Consider the following 17,056-nt stretch of genomic DNA (forward strand, 5'->3'; position numbering starts at 1 on the left):
ATGAATGAGAAAGATTTTGAAACAAGAAAAAAAATACTAGAATTACAACAAAAAATAAGCCAATGAGATAAATATTATTATGATTTTGATAAACCGTTAGTTTCTGATGAAATTTATGATATTGAATTTAATCAATTAAAAAGATTGGAATTGCAATATAAACATCTTTTTTTAAAAGAAGAATTAGAGCAGTCGCCAACCAATAAAATTAATGCTAATGTATCTAAAAATTTTGCTAAGGTTAAGCATGATAAATCAATGCTTTCTTTAAATAAGGCATATACCATTGCAGAAATCCAAAAATTTATTGATAATATTAAAAAGGTAACCTCGCATTTTTCTTTTTTTATCGAACCAAAAATTGACGGGCTCTCAATTTCTATTAAATATAATCAAGGCAAGTTAATACAAGCAGTGACAAGGGGTAATGGGTTAATTGGCGAAGATGTTACCAATAATGTTTTGCAAATAGATAATATTCCAAAAATAATTAATTATAAAAAGCCCCTTGAGGTTAGAGGTGAAATTTTTCTTCCTATTGATGAGTTTAAGAAAATAAACGAAAAATTGCTTAGTGAAAATAAAACGGCTATGGCTAATCCACGCAATGTTGCTGCTGGTACTTTACGCCAATTGGACCCACAAATTGTGAAAGAAAGAAATCTTTCATCATTCTTATATTATGTTGTTGCACCGGAAAAACATAATATTCAAACTATGTATGAATCATTTGAATTTTTAAAAAAGTTGGGTTTTTGTGTTATAGAGCAATCAATCCTTGTTTCTTCTATTAAAGAAATAGAACAATTTATTGAGGAATTCAAGACTAAAAAGTTATTATTTAACTATGAAACTGATGGCATAGTCATAAAACTTAATGAGCTCAAATTTTATGATAAATTAGGTGAAACAGCAAAATTCCCTCATTCAGCAATTGCTTTTAAATATGAGCCTGATGTTGTTTCCACCATATTAAAAGATATTTTTATTACTGTTGGTCGGACTGGCTTAGTTACATATAACGCTTTATTGCAAGAAGTTGAGTTGTCAGGAACAAAAGTATGTTTTGCAACGCTTAATAATTATGAATTTATTAAAAATCTAGATATAAATATTGGTGATGAAATATACATAAAAAAATCTGGTGAGATTATTCCATGCGTTATAGGTTTGGCTAATAAACATAATTTAGAGAAGCTAGAGCCATTTAAGGTATGCCCATATTGTAATAACGTTTTGTTATTTAATGAAACAGGATTGGAACAATATTGTTTAAATCAAGATTGCCAAGAAATAAAAGTTAGAAAACTTATTCATTTTGCTTCAAAAGAGGCGCTTGATATTAATTCACTTGGTGAAAAAAATATCATATATTTTTACAAAAATGGTTTTATAAATAATATATTGGATATCTTTAATCTTCATAAACATCGTGATGAATTAATTAAATTGGAAAGATTTGGATATTTGTCAATAAACAAAATTTTAAAATCAATTGAGGATATTAAAACTAAACCACTTGAAAATTTGATATTTGGTTTATCAATCCCATTAGTCGGAAAAAGAACTGCGAATATTATTGCTTCAAAAATTCTAAAACTAGAAAATGCCTTAAATTTTAATTTTGAAGTGTTTAAAGATTTTTATGATTTTGGTGATAAGATTACTAAACAATTAATAGAATGATTCTCCAATGAAGAAAACATAAGTTTAATTAAAAAATTAATTGAACATGGTATAAATCCATCATATGAACAAAAAGCAATAACCAATATCCTAAATAATAAATCTTTTGTTATAACAGGCAAGCTTACAAAACCTAGAAGTTATTTTGAAAAACTTATTGTGGAAAACGGCGGCGAGGTACTTTCGTCTATTTCTGCTAATATAGCCTACCTATTAATTGGCGAAAAGGCAGGAAGCAAACTATCTAAGGCACAAAAACTTGGTATAACAATAATTAATGAAGATGATTTAAAATTAATGCTAAATTTATCAAACTCCTAACCTTAGTTGGCTATGGAGTTTTATTTTATAAGCCTTTAATAAGGCTATACTAAATATAAAGCACATTAATCATGATGTATCAAATTTTATGATTATGTTTGATTCACTAATTATGTCAATGAACGCATCAAATCAAAGGATGGTATTTTCAATAATGATATTTATCCTAAAAAATAGAAGTGTAATAATGTAGTTTAAGGAAATAATTGGAATAAACAGAAGTTGAATAAAAAAAGAAAAAATATTATAGTTTTTATTAAAAGTGTGAATTATTAAAGTGGAATAAATATGGGCAACTAAAAATACCGCAATTGTTTTGACAAAATATCCTTGTTTTGTTAAAACAAAAATTGTAATAAATATGGATAGTGTAATCAAAAATGATAAAATGAAAGAGTATGAAAACATTATAAATGGATTGTAAAAAACCATTATTAAACCCGTTATTGCTAATAGCGCAATATTGTTTATTTTTTTGTTAAAAATAATTTTATTTAGATATGCTAATATTAAAAAGATTAAAGACCTTGTTGCACTTACGTGAAATTCGATTGATATTAAATAAATAATCAATAGAGGAATAGCGATAAAATCTTCAACAAAATAGCCATTTTTAATTCTTCTAATTATTTTGGATATAAATAGATAAATTAAATTAAAATGAAATCCGCTAATAGTGAAAAAGTGAATAATATTAAGATCGCTAAGCTTTTTATATATGTTATTAGCTTGATTATAATTGTTGAAAATGATGATATTAAGATAATCTATAACTGTGCGGTTTTTTGTGTTAAAAATTGATAATTTTTCATTTTTTTTAATAAATTCAATATTTGAATTAGTGAGATTAAAAAATAGCCTATTTGCAGCTTCAAACGAGCTTAAATTCTTATTTAAAATAAGTGTTCCTTTGATATGAAATGTATACTCATAGTTATTCATAAAAGTAATATCTATAATGCTTTTGGTCTTAAAAACTTTAAAATAAGCATCCTTATATTTGAATATTAGATAGGCTTTATATTCTCTAATCATATTTAAATCATTATCTAATTTTATCCCGTCAATTTTTGCAAAAATTGACTGGTAAACTACATAGCTTAAAAAAATAATTGAGCTAAAAATGAAAAATGTAATTCAAAATTTAATATTAAAAAAATTAAAAATGCAAATCATTATTAAAGCTAGTGAAATTAAAATAATTTCAATTCTCAATATTAGTATAAATATTAAAAAAGAACTGATGGACGATATTAATAGAATATCTATATATCTATATTTTCTGTTAATATTTGATAAGTTTTTTCACCAATGCCTGGTAGTTGTAATAAATCATCTCAATTCTTAACATTCCTTTCCTTAATGTATTCAAAAACTTTTTTTGCAATGTTTGTTTTAATTCCTAAATTTATTAAAATTTGCAAATCATTGATATCTGTTATCTTTAATTTTTTATTTTTAGTAAAGGGAATAAAAACTCTTTCGTTGTTTTTTAACAACTGTGATTTATTTATCTTTTGTAAATCTGCACCGATTTTTAAAATACTTTCTCTTATTAAATCAAAATAATTTGCTCCATCCTTTAAAGTATATTCACCCGGATATTCCACTGCGCCTTCAATAAAAACAGTTATATAATTACTTTTAAAAGAAGATTTGTTATGATGTCATTTATCTATAATTTCTGTTTTAACTACAACGCCACTAATAAGTACAACTGATGAAATAATAAAAAATGAGGCAGTTAGAATAAATTTCTTTTTGTTTATTTTTAATTTCATAAATCAAATTTTTAATAATACACAAATGTTTTTATCTAATATGGGAAAAAATAAAGAAAGTATTAAGAAAATAAATCAAATCCCATAATAAACAAGCAATATTTAAAGAGAATAAATTTTGACATCTCGAATATTTTTTTCTTTTTAAATCATGTCCTTGAATTTCTTTTTTTCAAAATGAATTTAAAATAAAAATCTAAAATTTGTTTTTTATTTTTCTAAAAATAAAGTTTTGGAAATAAACAGAAACATAATTAATAGCTTAGATAATAGAGAGATAGGATATTTTTTTCAATATTGAAATCCGAAATTTTTTTAAGTTTCAACAAAAGATGTCTGAAAAATGATTTTTTAACGATTTATCAAGAAAATTAAGGAGTTTGTAAATTAATATAATAACGAAGGAATTGCATTATAAAAAAATGCTCATATTAAGATTTTGTCAAGTCAAATTCTTAATATGAGCTAAACTGTCTGAAAAAATTTTACAAGTTTATTTTGTGCATTTTTAAAACCTTTCTCTTGGTCTGAAAAAGGTTTTAAATATTAATAATTATTAAGTAGAACTAATTTTTATTCAATAGTTGTTGCATTATGTCAAACTTCCTGAACATCTTCATCATCTTCAAGTAAGTCGACGAATTTTTCAAGTTGCCCCATTTTTTCTTCATCAATTTCAACCTCGCTATTTGGAATATATGTAACTTCAGCAGTTGAATAGTTATCAATTTTTAGAATCTCATCAAGAGATTGTTTGACTTTTTGAAAATCTGATGGATGGGTAATAATAACATATAAGTCATCTTCAACCTTAAAATCTTCAGCGCCGGCTTCCAAAACGGTAGTCATTACTTCTTCTTCGGAAGCCAATGAAATTGGAAATTCAATTAATCCTTTTTGGTCAAAAACATACGGAACAGTACCTTGTTTTCCTAGCTGTCCATTATATTTATTAAAATAGTGTTTAATGTTAGATGATAAACGATTAAAGTTGTCGCTTAGACAACTTACTACAAAATTTATGCCGCCAAAGGCTGTTCCTGAATATAGATATCCTTGAAAGTTAGCGCCTTCCTTTGATCCACCCGAAACTTTTGAGATTGCTTTTTCAATATTTGCTTTGGGCATCGATTTTGCCTTTGCCTTAGCAATTGCTAATTTTAGTGCTGGATTTGAATCTGGATCTGGGCCGCCAATTGTTGCTGCTACAATAATTTCTTTAGAAAATTTTTGAAACATTTGTGCTCTCTTTGAATCCATTGCAGCTTTATGATGTTTGGTAGTTGCTCATTTTGAATGTCCTGACATTTCTTTAATGCTCCAATCTTAAATAAATAAATTGTAAATAATATTAGTTTATTATACCAAAAAATGTCCTTATTATAATATAATAAATTAGTATGTACCTAATTAAAGGCAATGAAAATTTTTTGATAAATAAAAAAATTAATGAAATAATAAACAAAGAAAAAACTATTGAAGCAGGTGATATCGAGATAGTTAAATTTTATGATTTTTTTACATTAGAAGAATTATCAGATGCATTAAATAACAATTCTCTTTTTTTAAATAAAAAAATCATTTTATTTAAAAATCCCTTTATATTTAATATAAAAAATAAATATGCTAATGGTTTGTGTATTGATGAGTTTATAAAAATAATCAATGCATCACTAAGCGATGCTAATCTAATTCTTATTTTTACGCAGGAAATAAATAAGTATGATAAATATTTTTTAGCATCAAGAGCTTTTGCATTTATAAATGATAATAGCACTACTATTAATATCGAAAAAATTAGCGATAAAGAATTATTTTCTTTTGTTTATAAAATGATTAAAACAAAAGGTGGAACAATCAAGGATAAGGTCCTTATTGATTTGCTATCAATGCTACCACATAATCTAGAAATAATAGAATCAGAAATTGATAAATTGCTATTAATAAATAAAGATATAAGCGAAAAAATGATTAATGATAATAATTATGCAGTATCTAATAATATCGATTTTGCCCTAAGCGAGGCGATGTTAAAATGTCAAGACACAAAAACTATTATAAAAAAGATAAACGAACAGATTAGCTACGGGATTGAGCACAATTATGTGATATCGCAAATATCAGCGATATTGCTTAATGCAAAAACAATTGGAATATTAAAATCAATAAAATTAACTAATGATGAAATAGCAAAAATGCTTAATATTCATATATATCGTGTCAAACTTCACTATGACTTTTTTAATAGAATTGACATTAACACATTAAATCAGTTAATCATTGATTTAGCAAATATTGATCTAGATTTTAAAAAAGGCAATATTTTACCAGATACGCTTATTGATTTATTGAGTATAAAATTATTGAGATTAAGGATTTATTAATGGTTAATTTAGGTAAAAAAATCATCTTATATGAGCTAAAAGTTGAAAATTTTGTTGATACCAATGGAAGCAATTTTGGTGATTTTAAAGGCGTTATGAGCAAATTGGAGTATTTCAAAAATTTAAGTGTTAATGTTATATGCTTTGAAGATATTCTAAAACTATATGAAAATAGATTTGATCTTGGACTAATAAAAAAAAGGTATGGTTCAATTAAGGATTTTGCAAAGCTTGTTGAAACATTTAAAAATAATCAAATTGAAGTAGCTCCAATTATAAATTTAAAAGAAGTAAGACAGGCTTTTGTTAACTGAAATAATATGATGAGTTTATATAATTTGAATTATTATGAGTCAAATAGATACTTAACGAAATTAGATACATATTTAATTAATAAAGAATTTGAAAAAACATCATTATATGAGTTATCTGATTTTATTAAATATTTTGAATCAGTTTTAGGTTTCTACTTGCAACTTAATGTATCAACTGTTATACTTGATAATTTTGAATTTCTTGCTTTTGAAGGCTTAAAGGAGGAAGAAAAATTAAAATTTATTAATGATTTATATAAGATTATCAAGCGTAAAAATAGCAATATTAATGTAATTTTTAAAACTAGTAATAATAACTTCAATCTATATAAAAAGATGCTAATGGTCGACAATAAATGCCTAGATTATTTGTATTTAACTTGAATGTCTGTTATTGGCAATAATGATGCATTAAAAAAACATTTCAAGAATAAAATGAGTTTTAAATCCTTATATAGATTTGTAGCTAATTTTAAAAATCATTCAAATGTGATATTATCATTCGGCTCTGATTTATCAGGTCGTTTCTTTTCTAAATGAGCTAATGAAAAGGCTTACCTAAATGAATCAACAAAAAGTTTCTTTGTATTTTTATATAGTGGCAATCATTCAATAGGTTTTTATTATGGCGATGAAATAGGTGCCTTGCGCGCTAAATTCAACCAACGTTTCACATTTAACAATGAAGATTATAATGAGGAAAAAAGATTTCTCCAATATAAAAATATAAGTTTAAATGAATATCATAAATATAATTGTTATTTCAATAAATGATCGTCTTATATTCAAATGCCTTGAAATGGACAAAAAATAAAAAGTAATGAAAATACTAATATTTTTTACCCAATTAATTTAGAAAGTAACAATGTCGAGGAACAAATCATTAATAAAGATAGCACAATAAACTTTGTTTATTTCTTGAATAAACTCTCTTTAAATTCCAAATTTTCTTCTTATTTCATAAAGGGTGTATGAAATATTAAACAAAGTCATGGTATATTTAAATTTAGCAAAAAACTTAACGAACAGAGGATGGTATTAATTACAAATTTGACATCAAAGCATCAGAAGATAACTCCACTTTATGGTTATAAAATTTTAGCAAGTTCATATGCTAATAAATTCTACTCAGAAATTCCAAAAGAACTCAACCCTTTTGAAGCTTTGATTTTATATAAGACAAAAAACAATTAACATTGTTTTGTAGTTTGGATGATATTAATATATAATTTTTAAAATATAATTAAGGAGAAAAATATGGGTAATGGACAAACTATTGTGTATGTCTTGCTCGCAATTGTTTTAGTACTTATAATTGCTTATATCGCTTGAAAAGTTACGAAAAATAAAAGAGCAAAAAGAAAAGCAGCAAAATTAGAATATAAAAAGAATGCTGAAACTTTGGCGTTATATTATGAATATATAATGACTTATAAATATGTCATTGATTTTAGTATGAAACAGTTAGAGAAATTTGGTGCAAATGAATCCCAATTTAAAATGGGGCAAATTAAAAACGGTGTAAAAAAAATACTAACCAAATTAATTAATAGAGAGGATTTTGCATATTCTTTCCAAAACGATGAAAAGTATACTCTATTTGTAGAACACGCTGAAAAATTGACAATAACTCAACCAAATTTGTGAACTAAAAAAATTAATGATACATTAGATTTTTTTGAAACTCAGTATATTGGCATTCCAGAAGATAAAAAAAATATAGCATTAGAAGAAAAGACAATTAATGCTATTGAGAGTCAATTTTATGAAGAAGATTAAAGATATTAAAAAAAGCAAAAATAATAGCCCACACATAAAAAAATTTGGTATTGCAAATTGACTAACAGTGTTGAGGATAATATTAATGATTCCTTTTATATTTTTAATGTCGTCCGCTTTCTTTTTAATTATTAAACACAATGGAACATTTTGATATGATGGAATTAAAATTGTTGGTAATCAAAAATACTCGATAACTTTATCAATCATATATTGATTAAATGTCTCAATATTTATTATAGCAATGGTGACTGACTTTATTGACGGACATATAGCCCGAAAAACAAAAACTATTTCACAATTTGGTAAGATTTTTGATCCAATTGCAGATAAGATTGCGACAATAATGATGTTGTTATTTATATCAATAATGAACTACTCGTTCTTGCCAATTGTTGTTTTGTTTATCATCCGTGATATTTTGGTTGATGGTGCGAGAGTTTATGCCGTAAAGAAGGACATTAAAGTAGCAGCAAATTGGTGAGGTAAGATTAAAACCATTATTGTCTCACTTGCAATTATTACAATAGCATTTAGTGCACCATGATTTACTAATTTTGATAATGATTTAGGTAAATATGTTTCAAATGATAAATATATTCTTTATGTTAATATCCCTTTAATTGTTGGCCTTATTTTGTCATGGATTAGCGGCATTATATATTTAGTTAAGTATTTAAAGGGAATAACCAAGCAATATCTTGAAGACATTTCGAAAAAAAATAATGACGATATCAAAAATCCTGATATAACAAAAGATAATATTATTATTGAGCCAATCCAAAGTGATAGTATAGAAAATAAAGATATAGAGCAAAAAAATAATTCAGAACAAATATCACATAATTAATCGCTTGTTAATAGTTAGCAATAGCAATAGCAATAAAAAGTTATGTTATTAAATATTTTTTTAAAAAATAATTAATCATTTTTTTATGTTATCCTTAACATATTAAAAAAAGCAAATTAATAGCAAATTATAATATAATTTATAATTATTTTAAAATACATAATGTTATTTAAAGTATTCAAAAATTAAATATTTTAAAAAAGAAGGAGAAAGTATGCCAAGAGAAGGTTTAACATTAAGATGTGAGTCATGCAAAATGGAAAACTACATCACAAAGAAGAATAAAAAGTTGCATCCAGAAAAAATGGAAGTAACAAAATATTGTCCAAAATGTAATGAACATACAAACCATAAAGAAAAAAAATAAATAGAGTTTAGGAGTTAAAATGCTAAAACAACAAATAACCAAAATTTTCGAAGAATTGAAGCTAGATGCAATTATCTCAGAGGCGCCTCAAACAAGATTATGATATGCTGGTATTCAGACAAGCGATGGTTTTATTGTAATTGAGAAAGAAAAAGCCTTTTTATTTGTAGATGGTAGATATATTGAATATGCAACTAAATTTGCAAAGAATGTTGAAGTTATTTTATTGGAGTCAGGAGAAGAAACACTATCGAATTTTCTAAACAAGAAAAAATATTCTAATGTTGGTATTGAATCAGATTATTTACATGTTCAAACATTTGAATATTTTAAAAAAATGATGCCAAAAGCAAAATTTCATAATGTAAAAGGAAAACAATTTAGAATAATAAAAGACCAAGAAGAATCCGATTACATCCAGGAAGCTTGTTTAATTTCATTGCAAGCATTAGAGGAATTAAAGAAAATTTTAGTTGAAGGCATGACTGAATTAGAAGTATCAAATAAACTTGGATATTTAATGCGCCTTTTTGGTGCTGAAAAAGAAAGCTTTGAAACAATCGTTGCATTTGGTACAAATGCTGCCGAACCTCATCATCATCCAACAAATCGTAAATTGGTTGATGGCGATATTGTTAAAATTGATTTCGGAGCGCAATACAATGGTTGAGCTAGCGATATAACAAGAACATTTTTCTTTGGAAAACCCAAGTCAGCTGAATTAGTTTCGATTCTTGATGTTGTTAGCGAAGCTCAAAAACTTGGCCGCGAAGCTGTAAAACCAGGAATTGAAACATCTGAGATTGATAAAATTTGTCGAGAATATATACAATCAAAAGGATATGGTAAATTCTTTACTCATTCAACTGGCCATGGTGTAGGAATCGATGTGCACGAACTACCAGGAGTTGGCAGAAGAACGGGCAATGTGGTATTAGAAGAAGGAATGGTTATCACGGTTGAACCCGGGATTTATGTAAAAGATTTGGGCGGGGCTCGTATTGAAGATACAATCCTTGTTACCAAAAATGGTTCTAAGATCTTAAGCCGCCCTGAAAATTACGAAGAATAATTGAAGTAATTTTAAAAGCAAAGGTTTGTTACCTTTGCTTTTAAAATTTTTTTATTGAGATTTCTTAAAAGTTATTAAAGTTCAACCTTTTGACCATCAATAATTAATTCTACAAGACGAATTGACTGAATCTTATGGGTATCTGATTTAATTTCACTATTTAAAGAAAAATCAAAAGTGAATTTATTATTAAACGAATTTATTCTTTTGTTAGTTAGGGTTAATTTCTGTGATGTAAATTTTTGCGACGATTTTTCGAAGGCGTTAACAACAATTGTTATTGTAGCTATTTTATTAAAATATGAATCTTATTTGTTTCAAATTCAATAGTTAATTTATCGTTTTCAAATTTTATACCATAACTCTTGAAATCAGTATCTTTTATCTTTAAACCGTTTGTTTGTCTGCTAAATTCTTCCTCACCAATAGTTGCGCTTCCAAAACCCAATAATTCAAATGTTGGCGGTGTTTGGTATTCTTTTGGTACATCAGCCTGTCCGAAAATCTGGCGATTAAAGTCCTCTAATTTAATGTTTTCTTTATCATATCCTAGCAATTCGAATGAAGATGGAACGTCTGAAGATTCATTTTTTTTATGTTCTTCATTCTTTTCTTGTTTTTCTTGTGATTCATTATTTGAATCATCTTTAGTTGCTCCGGTATCGGGAGTTGTTTTATCGGATTTACTCTTATCAGGCATTTCTTGTTGAGGGGTTTTTGTTTCTGGGTTTTCTGGTTTCTTTGGTTCAGCTGGTTTTTCTGGTTTTTCTGGTTTAGCAGGATTTGCACATGATAGAGCTATAACTGGTGTTGCCAAAGCAGGTAAAAATCCTATAAAAAGTAATTTGCTTTTTTTCATTTTTCTCCTTTAAATACTATTTTGATGTAAGTATTTTACATTTTTTTTTTTTTTTTTGATAATTCTCATCAAATCAATTAATGATCAATTGTGTTTTTAAATAACGCATAGGGTATGAATGAGTAAATATGGAAGCTAGCAGAATTAAATAAAAATTGGTATTACAGAACAATAAAATAAATTAAAAACATAAATAGTTTCTTTTTTAAATACAAAAAGTAAAAAAATCCATTCAGCGCGTAAATGATGATTTTGTTAGCAAGAAATTGATACATGCTAAGAAATAAGAATAGACAGAAATTCTATCTACTAATTAGAATGTAAATGGTTTTAGCTCTGATGTTACTAATTTAATTAATATTTATCTCAATGAAATTCTTTTAAGATAAAAATTAGAAGAAATAGGCGAGGCGCATTGCTATAATGGCGAAGTATAAATTAAATTCTAAAGGTGTTTTCATTGGACTAAGCAATACAAAAGAGAGTTGTTGGTTTTGGATGATATTCAAAAAATTATAAGGGCACATAGATCAAATGATTTTAAATCTATTATGATTGAAGAAGAACATTCGGCTTTTAAGTGTTTAGAAAATATCTTTAGATAAAAAAGGGGGTAAATTTGATAAATATATTTTAATCTTTATTAGTCAAAACCACGAAATATAATAATGCAACTTTGTTGTTAAACAACTAAAAACTAGCTATAAATAAATTTGTCGCATTTCAAAGAACAGATGTTACTTTATTTATTGATAATAAAGAATTTAGAAGTTCAATACTAATGTTATTAGATGAGATACTTCATTTTCTAGTTTTCCTAATAAAAAAATATCTCCCCCTCTGTAAGATTTGATTGAGACAAATTTTTAGATATATTAAAAAGGTAAGATAAACAATTGTTAATTGCTATTGTCATAGAGATAGATATTGTACATTAAGCGAAGATATGAAAACTAAATTTTATAACAATAGATCTTAAATTTTCTCTTTCAAATAGTTTGTCCGAAGGTTTACATTAGAAAATATTAAAATATGTATGCTCACAAAAAGAGAAATGAGATAATTATCAATACTTTAGATAAAATTGAGTTTAACAAAAACTATGCGCCAAGTTTTAGACGCATAGTTATAGAATATGTTATTTTTAAGAAATAACTCAAACACTATATTTCTAACAATGGTGCAATTATTACCTTTTTTAGCAAAAAACTATGAAGAAAAAATTTGAAACTAGATGTTTAAAATAGGATAGAAAAAATTTTAGATTTAGTCAAAGATAATAGACAAATTACAAAAAGCGATCTTAAAGATATTTTAAAATAAACTAGGCTCTGTGTTATCTAATAATAAAGCAATTTCCTCTTTATAAGGCGCTAAGTCGCCAATATATGGTGTTTCTAAAATAATGGGTATATTATCAAAATCAGGATCATAAACAAATTTTTTTAAAGTTTCTAAACCAATATACCCCTTTCCAATATTATCATGGCGGTCCTTCTTAGAACCTAGCGGATTTTTTGAATCATTTAAGTGAATAATTTTTATATACTTTAGAAAATCGTTGTCTTTTAAATATTTTTTAAAATTATCATAATCCCTAATATCATATCCAGAATCCCATATATGACATGTGTCAAGGCATATGGCAACTCTATCAGATTTAATTTTCTCAATTATTTCTTTTAATATTTCAAAATTATTACAATAATTACTTCCATTACCAGCCATAGTTTCTAAGGCGATTGTTACATCATTAGTTTTTGCTAAAACTGTTTTTAATGAATAAATTAAGCTACTTTTAGCTTCTTCTTTGCTAAAAGTAGTATGTGCGCCAGGATGCAAAACAATTATTTTAGCCCCTATAAAATTCATTCTTTTAATTTCAGAGATTAAAAAATCAATCGCAAACTTATTTTTTAGCGGATTTGAAGGATTAATGATATAGGGTGCATGAACAATAATATCATCGGATTTAATTTTATCTGCATAAAATTTATTGTACTCATCATACTTGTAGTATTTTTCTTCAACGCGATAAGGGGATTGATTTGGCCCGAGATAAATCATCATGCAGTTAGCATTATTATGATGTGATTCACGTGCAGCGCCTAATAGATAGTCCGGTTTTGAAAACGAGACATGACTGCCCAACTTAATCATTTTTTCACCTCGATTTAATCTAAATTATAACTTTCATTAGCATAGAACTCTTTTAATTGCTTACGTTTTTGCGGATGTCTTAATTTACGCAAAACCTTCGTTTCAATTTGACGAACTTTTTCTTTACTTACCCCTAGTTCTTTAGCAAGTTCATCTAGGGAATGAGGACGATATGATTCTCCGTTTGGGTCAGAAATTCCATATCTTTTTCTTATTAATAATCGATCAGATTCATCTGTTAACGAATTAATCATTTCATTCAAAATGACACTCAATTCTTCTTGACTTGTAAAATTAGTTGGACTAATTACACTTTCATCCTTAACAAAGTCTGAAAAGCTTGAATTTTCTTCCTTTCCAATATTTTTATCAAGTGAAATAGGGTCAATGTTTATTTTTCTTATATATCTTACCTTATCAGCAGTGAATTCAGGTTCACCAAACTTCTTGGCAATTTCTTCATCTGTAGGAGGATAACCTTGTTCTTGTTGTAATTCTCTCTCAATCTTCAAGACTTTATTGATTGTTTCAACCATATGCACAGGGACCCTTACAGTTCTCGCTTGGTCAGCAACGGCTCTAGTAATTGCTTGTCTAATTCATCAAGTAGCATATGTAGAAAATTTATATCCCTTAGTATGTAAATATTTATCAGCTGCTTTCATGATTCCAGAATTACCCTCTGAAATTAAATCAATAAAGCTCAAACCTCTATTCTTATATTTTTTGGCATTATTGATAACTAGTCTTAAATTTCTTTTAATTAACAAATCGCGTGCTTTTTTATATGCTCATTTGTCACCATTCTCTCTAGCCTTAGCCATTTTTTCAGCTGTTTCTAATTCTTCCTTTGGTGTTAAAAGCTTACCATACTTGCCTATTCATCTCATATATCACTTAACAATATCATTTGTTTCAGTTAATCTATTTGACAAATTACTATTCTCAGAATTTTTTCTAGCTGAACCAATTTTTATTTCTTCACTATCATAGTTTTTTAATAGTTTTGATGCATCAAATTCATCATTAGATCTTCTGCTTTTTCAATTAACTTCACTATAATCATCATATTCGTTAAGATCATAGTCATATTCTTCATCTTCTTCATCATACGTTTCACTAATTTTGCTTGAAATATATTCATCATCTTCACTAAAGGTTTGATCTTCTTCTACAGCAGAATTGATGCTATCATTTGGTACCAAGGTGCTATCATCATATTCAAAGTCATAGTCAATATCTTCGTTTTCAGCATCCTCGTCATCAATATCTTTTAACATACTTTCGTTAAATTCTGCATCTTGAACAAAATTTTCAACATCATCGTTATCGCCTTCATCAACACTATTAGAAATAAGATTTTTTTCAAACAATTTAAGCAATAGTAAATCTGCTTCTTCATCATCAACATAAAGTTTTTTCTTATAAAGAATATCAAAAACTTCCTCTTGAGATAGGGTTTTAAATTTTTTATCTTTATTTTTCCTTTTAACTACCTCATTTTCAATTACTGAAATAACATAATCTATTGATTTTTCTAAATTATTACTTGTCATCCTGTGCTCCTTTGGTATACATTAAAATCTGCTTTTTTGGTTTCTTTCGATTCTCAACAAATTCATCTACACGATCATATAGATTTTTGATATCTTTTTTCAAATCATTATTTGTGAGAGTTAAATTTTTTATCTGAATTGCCTGTTCTAGATATGATTTATATTCATTTATTAAATCAATGTTATTTGATATTTTTGCTTTATTAAGGTCGGATTCAATTACCGAAACAAGATTGGATTGACTTAGTTCTAAACCTTCCTTGTTCTTTTTGATAATATAACTAATTAATTTTCTTAATATCTTTTGTGAATCATCATCTAAATTAAGATCATGAAATCCATCATTTTTTCATTGTTTGGCAATAAAAGGTTGATTTAATACTAGCAACAAAATTTCCTTTAATAGCATATAATGCCTACTTATTTCTTGTTTTAATATTGTTCTAGCATTAATGAATTTTTTATTTTTTTTATTAATACTTGGTGAATTTCCTTGCTTCGAAACTTCTGGTTGTAGGCTTGCAATATCATTTTTGATAAAAAAGTTATTATCATAATTTTCATTTGTATAAATACTTGGGTGATTTGTGCTATGTTTTTTTTCATTAATTTTATTTTTAAATAATGGATCTGATAAGAAAAGAGGATTAGAATTTTTATAGTAGTTTTCAAATAAATCGGCAGTTAAAATGTTTTCACTAATAAATCTTTCTTTGAGCATTAAAACTAATGAATTATCAATATAATAAACATATTCAAATATCTGCTTAAATATTTCGTTTCTCTCAAATGATTGTTTATTGTTTAAAATATTTTGCTTGGCCAGCATTAATAAATATTCGACAATATCAACCTTGTTTTCACACATTTTTTTTAAAGTTAAACCATTATCTAGATTATAAAGTTCATCTGCATCTTTATTTAATGTATTTATAACAAATTTAGCATTTAAATTGTATTTTTTTGAATAGTACAATATCATCCTTAAATTCTTTAGTGTTGCATTTTGCCCTGCACTGTCATTATCAAAAAATAATGTAATAGTTTTATTATTTAATAGTTTTAGATGGGCTGGTGATAATGAAGTACCCATAATTGCTACGGCATTTTTGAATCCAGCTTTAAACATGGCTATGCAATCAAATTGCCCCTCTACTAAGTAAACTTCTCTTTTATTATTTATTTCATCTTTTGCATGAAAATAATTAAAAATTACTTCATTTTTTCGAAAAACAATAGTCTCAGAACTATTTAAATATTTAGGGTTTTGTAATCCAGTGATATCTCTACCTGAAAAAGCAATAATATTGCCTAATTCATCGCATATCGGAAACATTAGACGATCATTAAAAAAATTTTTATTTTCAATAGAAGATAATAATGATGAATTGGATATTTCAAACGAATCAAATTTATGTTCGATAAGAGTTTCATAAATTGACTTGTTTTTTGATGAAAAACCAATTTGAAATTCTTTAATTAAATTATCATTTAGGTTTCTTTTGTGCAGATACTTTATTAATTCGGCGCTTTTTTCAAAAGTAATTTGATATCTAAAAAAATTAAGTGCTACCTTATTGACTTCAAGAATTTTAGAATGTTCAGTTGTGATAGCGGAATTATTCATAAAATTGCCGAATTTGGAAATATCTAGGTTTTGTTTATTGACTAAAAATTTTAGTGCCTCAAAGGATGTTAAATTTTCCTTGTATTGAATAAATTTAATTACATCTCCGCCTTTTCCGCATCCAAAACATTTAAATATTCCTTGCTCTGGGCTAACAACAAAAGATGGCGTTTTTTCGCCATGAAAAGGACAACAAGCCTTATAATTCTTCCCTTGCTTCATTAAAGTCAGATATTGCCCAATAATATTAACAATATCACTTTTAGAAATTACATATTCTCAAACACTTTCCTGCAAAAT

Annotated in this window: 14 protein-coding genes; 7 read left to right on the forward strand and 7 right to left on the reverse strand. The window is 26.3% G+C overall.

Annotated features, from left to right (window positions below; all coding sequences use genetic code 4):
- Positions 1–2,007, forward strand: a complete 2,007-nt coding sequence (gene ligA / locus ACSH4Z_RS01375) for an NAD-dependent DNA ligase LigA (protein ID WP_438340830.1) — start codon at positions 1–3, stop codon at positions 2,005–2,007.
- Here ligA and ACSH4Z_RS01380 read toward each other — a convergent pair.
- The 3 genes from ACSH4Z_RS01380 to ACSH4Z_RS01390 form a co-directional block, all read right to left on the reverse strand.
- Positions 1,993–3,348 carry an MAG0480 family ComEC-like protein gene (locus tag ACSH4Z_RS01380; protein ID WP_438340831.1) on the reverse strand — a complete coding sequence of 452 codons (1,356 nt, stop codon included), beginning with the start codon at positions 3,346–3,348 and terminating at the stop codon, positions 1,993–1,995. The two genes, ligA and ACSH4Z_RS01380, sit on opposite strands and share 15 nt — an antisense overlap.
- The gene (locus ACSH4Z_RS01385) at positions 3,273–3,788 is read right to left on the reverse strand and encodes an MAG0490 family ComEA-like DNA-binding protein (protein WP_438340832.1); all 516 of its coding nucleotides are present in this window, start codon (positions 3,786–3,788) and stop codon (positions 3,273–3,275) included. Before ACSH4Z_RS01385 ends, ACSH4Z_RS01380 begins: the two co-directional genes overlap by 76 nt.
- A gap of 573 nt (positions 3,789–4,361) precedes the next feature.
- Positions 4,362–5,096, reverse strand: a complete 735-nt coding sequence (locus tag ACSH4Z_RS01390; RefSeq protein ID WP_438340833.1) for a YebC/PmpR family DNA-binding transcriptional regulator — start codon at positions 5,094–5,096, stop codon at positions 4,362–4,364.
- Between the two features lie 92 nt (positions 5,097–5,188).
- Here ACSH4Z_RS01390 and holA point away from each other — a divergent pair, with 92 nt between their 5' ends.
- From holA to ACSH4Z_RS01420, 6 genes are all read left to right on the forward strand, one after another.
- Complete coding sequence (holA, locus tag ACSH4Z_RS01395; protein WP_438340834.1) at positions 5,189–6,172, forward strand: DNA polymerase III subunit delta; 984 nt, start codon at positions 5,189–5,191, stop codon at positions 6,170–6,172.
- On the forward strand, positions 6,172–7,680 hold the full coding sequence (locus tag ACSH4Z_RS01400) for an alpha-amylase family glycosyl hydrolase (protein WP_438340835.1): 1,509 nt from the start codon (positions 6,172–6,174) through the stop codon (positions 7,678–7,680). Before holA ends, ACSH4Z_RS01400 begins: the two co-directional genes overlap by 1 nt.
- A 63-nt stretch (positions 7,681–7,743) precedes the next feature.
- Positions 7,744–8,265 carry an MHJ_0274 family protein gene (locus ACSH4Z_RS01405; protein WP_438340836.1) on the forward strand — a complete coding sequence of 174 codons (522 nt, stop codon included), beginning with the start codon at positions 7,744–7,746 and terminating at the stop codon, positions 8,263–8,265.
- Positions 8,252–9,115 (forward strand): CDP-diacylglycerol--glycerol-3-phosphate 3-phosphatidyltransferase, encoded by an 864-nt coding sequence (gene pgsA / locus ACSH4Z_RS01410; protein ID WP_438340837.1) that lies wholly within the window; start codon positions 8,252–8,254, stop codon positions 9,113–9,115. The genes ACSH4Z_RS01405 and pgsA overlap by 14 nt, the downstream gene beginning before the upstream one ends.
- Before the next feature lie 214 nt (positions 9,116–9,329).
- Positions 9,330–9,482: a 50S ribosomal protein L33 gene (rpmG, locus tag ACSH4Z_RS01415; protein ID WP_438340838.1), complete on the forward strand. Its 153-nt coding sequence runs from the start codon at positions 9,330–9,332 to the stop codon at positions 9,480–9,482.
- Positions 9,483–9,501: 19 nt separating this feature from the next.
- Positions 9,502–10,554, forward strand: a complete 1,053-nt coding sequence (locus ACSH4Z_RS01420) for an aminopeptidase P family protein (RefSeq protein WP_438340839.1) — start codon at positions 9,502–9,504, stop codon at positions 10,552–10,554.
- A gap of 286 nt (positions 10,555–10,840) precedes the next feature.
- Here ACSH4Z_RS01420 and ACSH4Z_RS01425 read toward each other — a convergent pair whose 3' ends face one another.
- The 4 genes from ACSH4Z_RS01425 to dnaG form a co-directional block, all read right to left on the reverse strand.
- Positions 10,841–11,413, reverse strand: coding sequence for a hypothetical protein (locus ACSH4Z_RS01425; protein WP_438340840.1), 573 nt, complete (start codon positions 11,411–11,413; stop codon positions 10,841–10,843).
- Positions 11,414–12,727: 1,314 nt separating this feature from the next.
- The gene (locus ACSH4Z_RS01430) at positions 12,728–13,573 is read right to left on the reverse strand and encodes a deoxyribonuclease IV (RefSeq protein WP_438340841.1); all 846 of its coding nucleotides are present in this window, start codon (positions 13,571–13,573) and stop codon (positions 12,728–12,730) included.
- 14 nt (positions 13,574–13,587) lie between these two features.
- Positions 13,588–15,129 carry an RNA polymerase sigma factor gene (locus ACSH4Z_RS01435; protein ID WP_438340842.1) on the reverse strand — a complete coding sequence of 514 codons (1,542 nt, stop codon included), beginning with the start codon at positions 15,127–15,129 and terminating at the stop codon, positions 13,588–13,590.
- Complete coding sequence (dnaG, locus tag ACSH4Z_RS01440; protein WP_438340843.1) at positions 15,119–17,053, reverse strand: DNA primase; 1,935 nt, start codon at positions 17,051–17,053, stop codon at positions 15,119–15,121. Before dnaG ends, ACSH4Z_RS01435 begins: the two co-directional genes overlap by 11 nt.
- Between the last annotated feature and the right edge of the window lie 3 nt (positions 17,054–17,056).

Source organism: Mycoplasma sp. 125, from assembly GCF_051549845.1.
Taxonomy (GTDB): Bacteria; Bacillota_I; Bacilli_A; order Mycoplasmatales; family Metamycoplasmataceae; genus Metamycoplasma.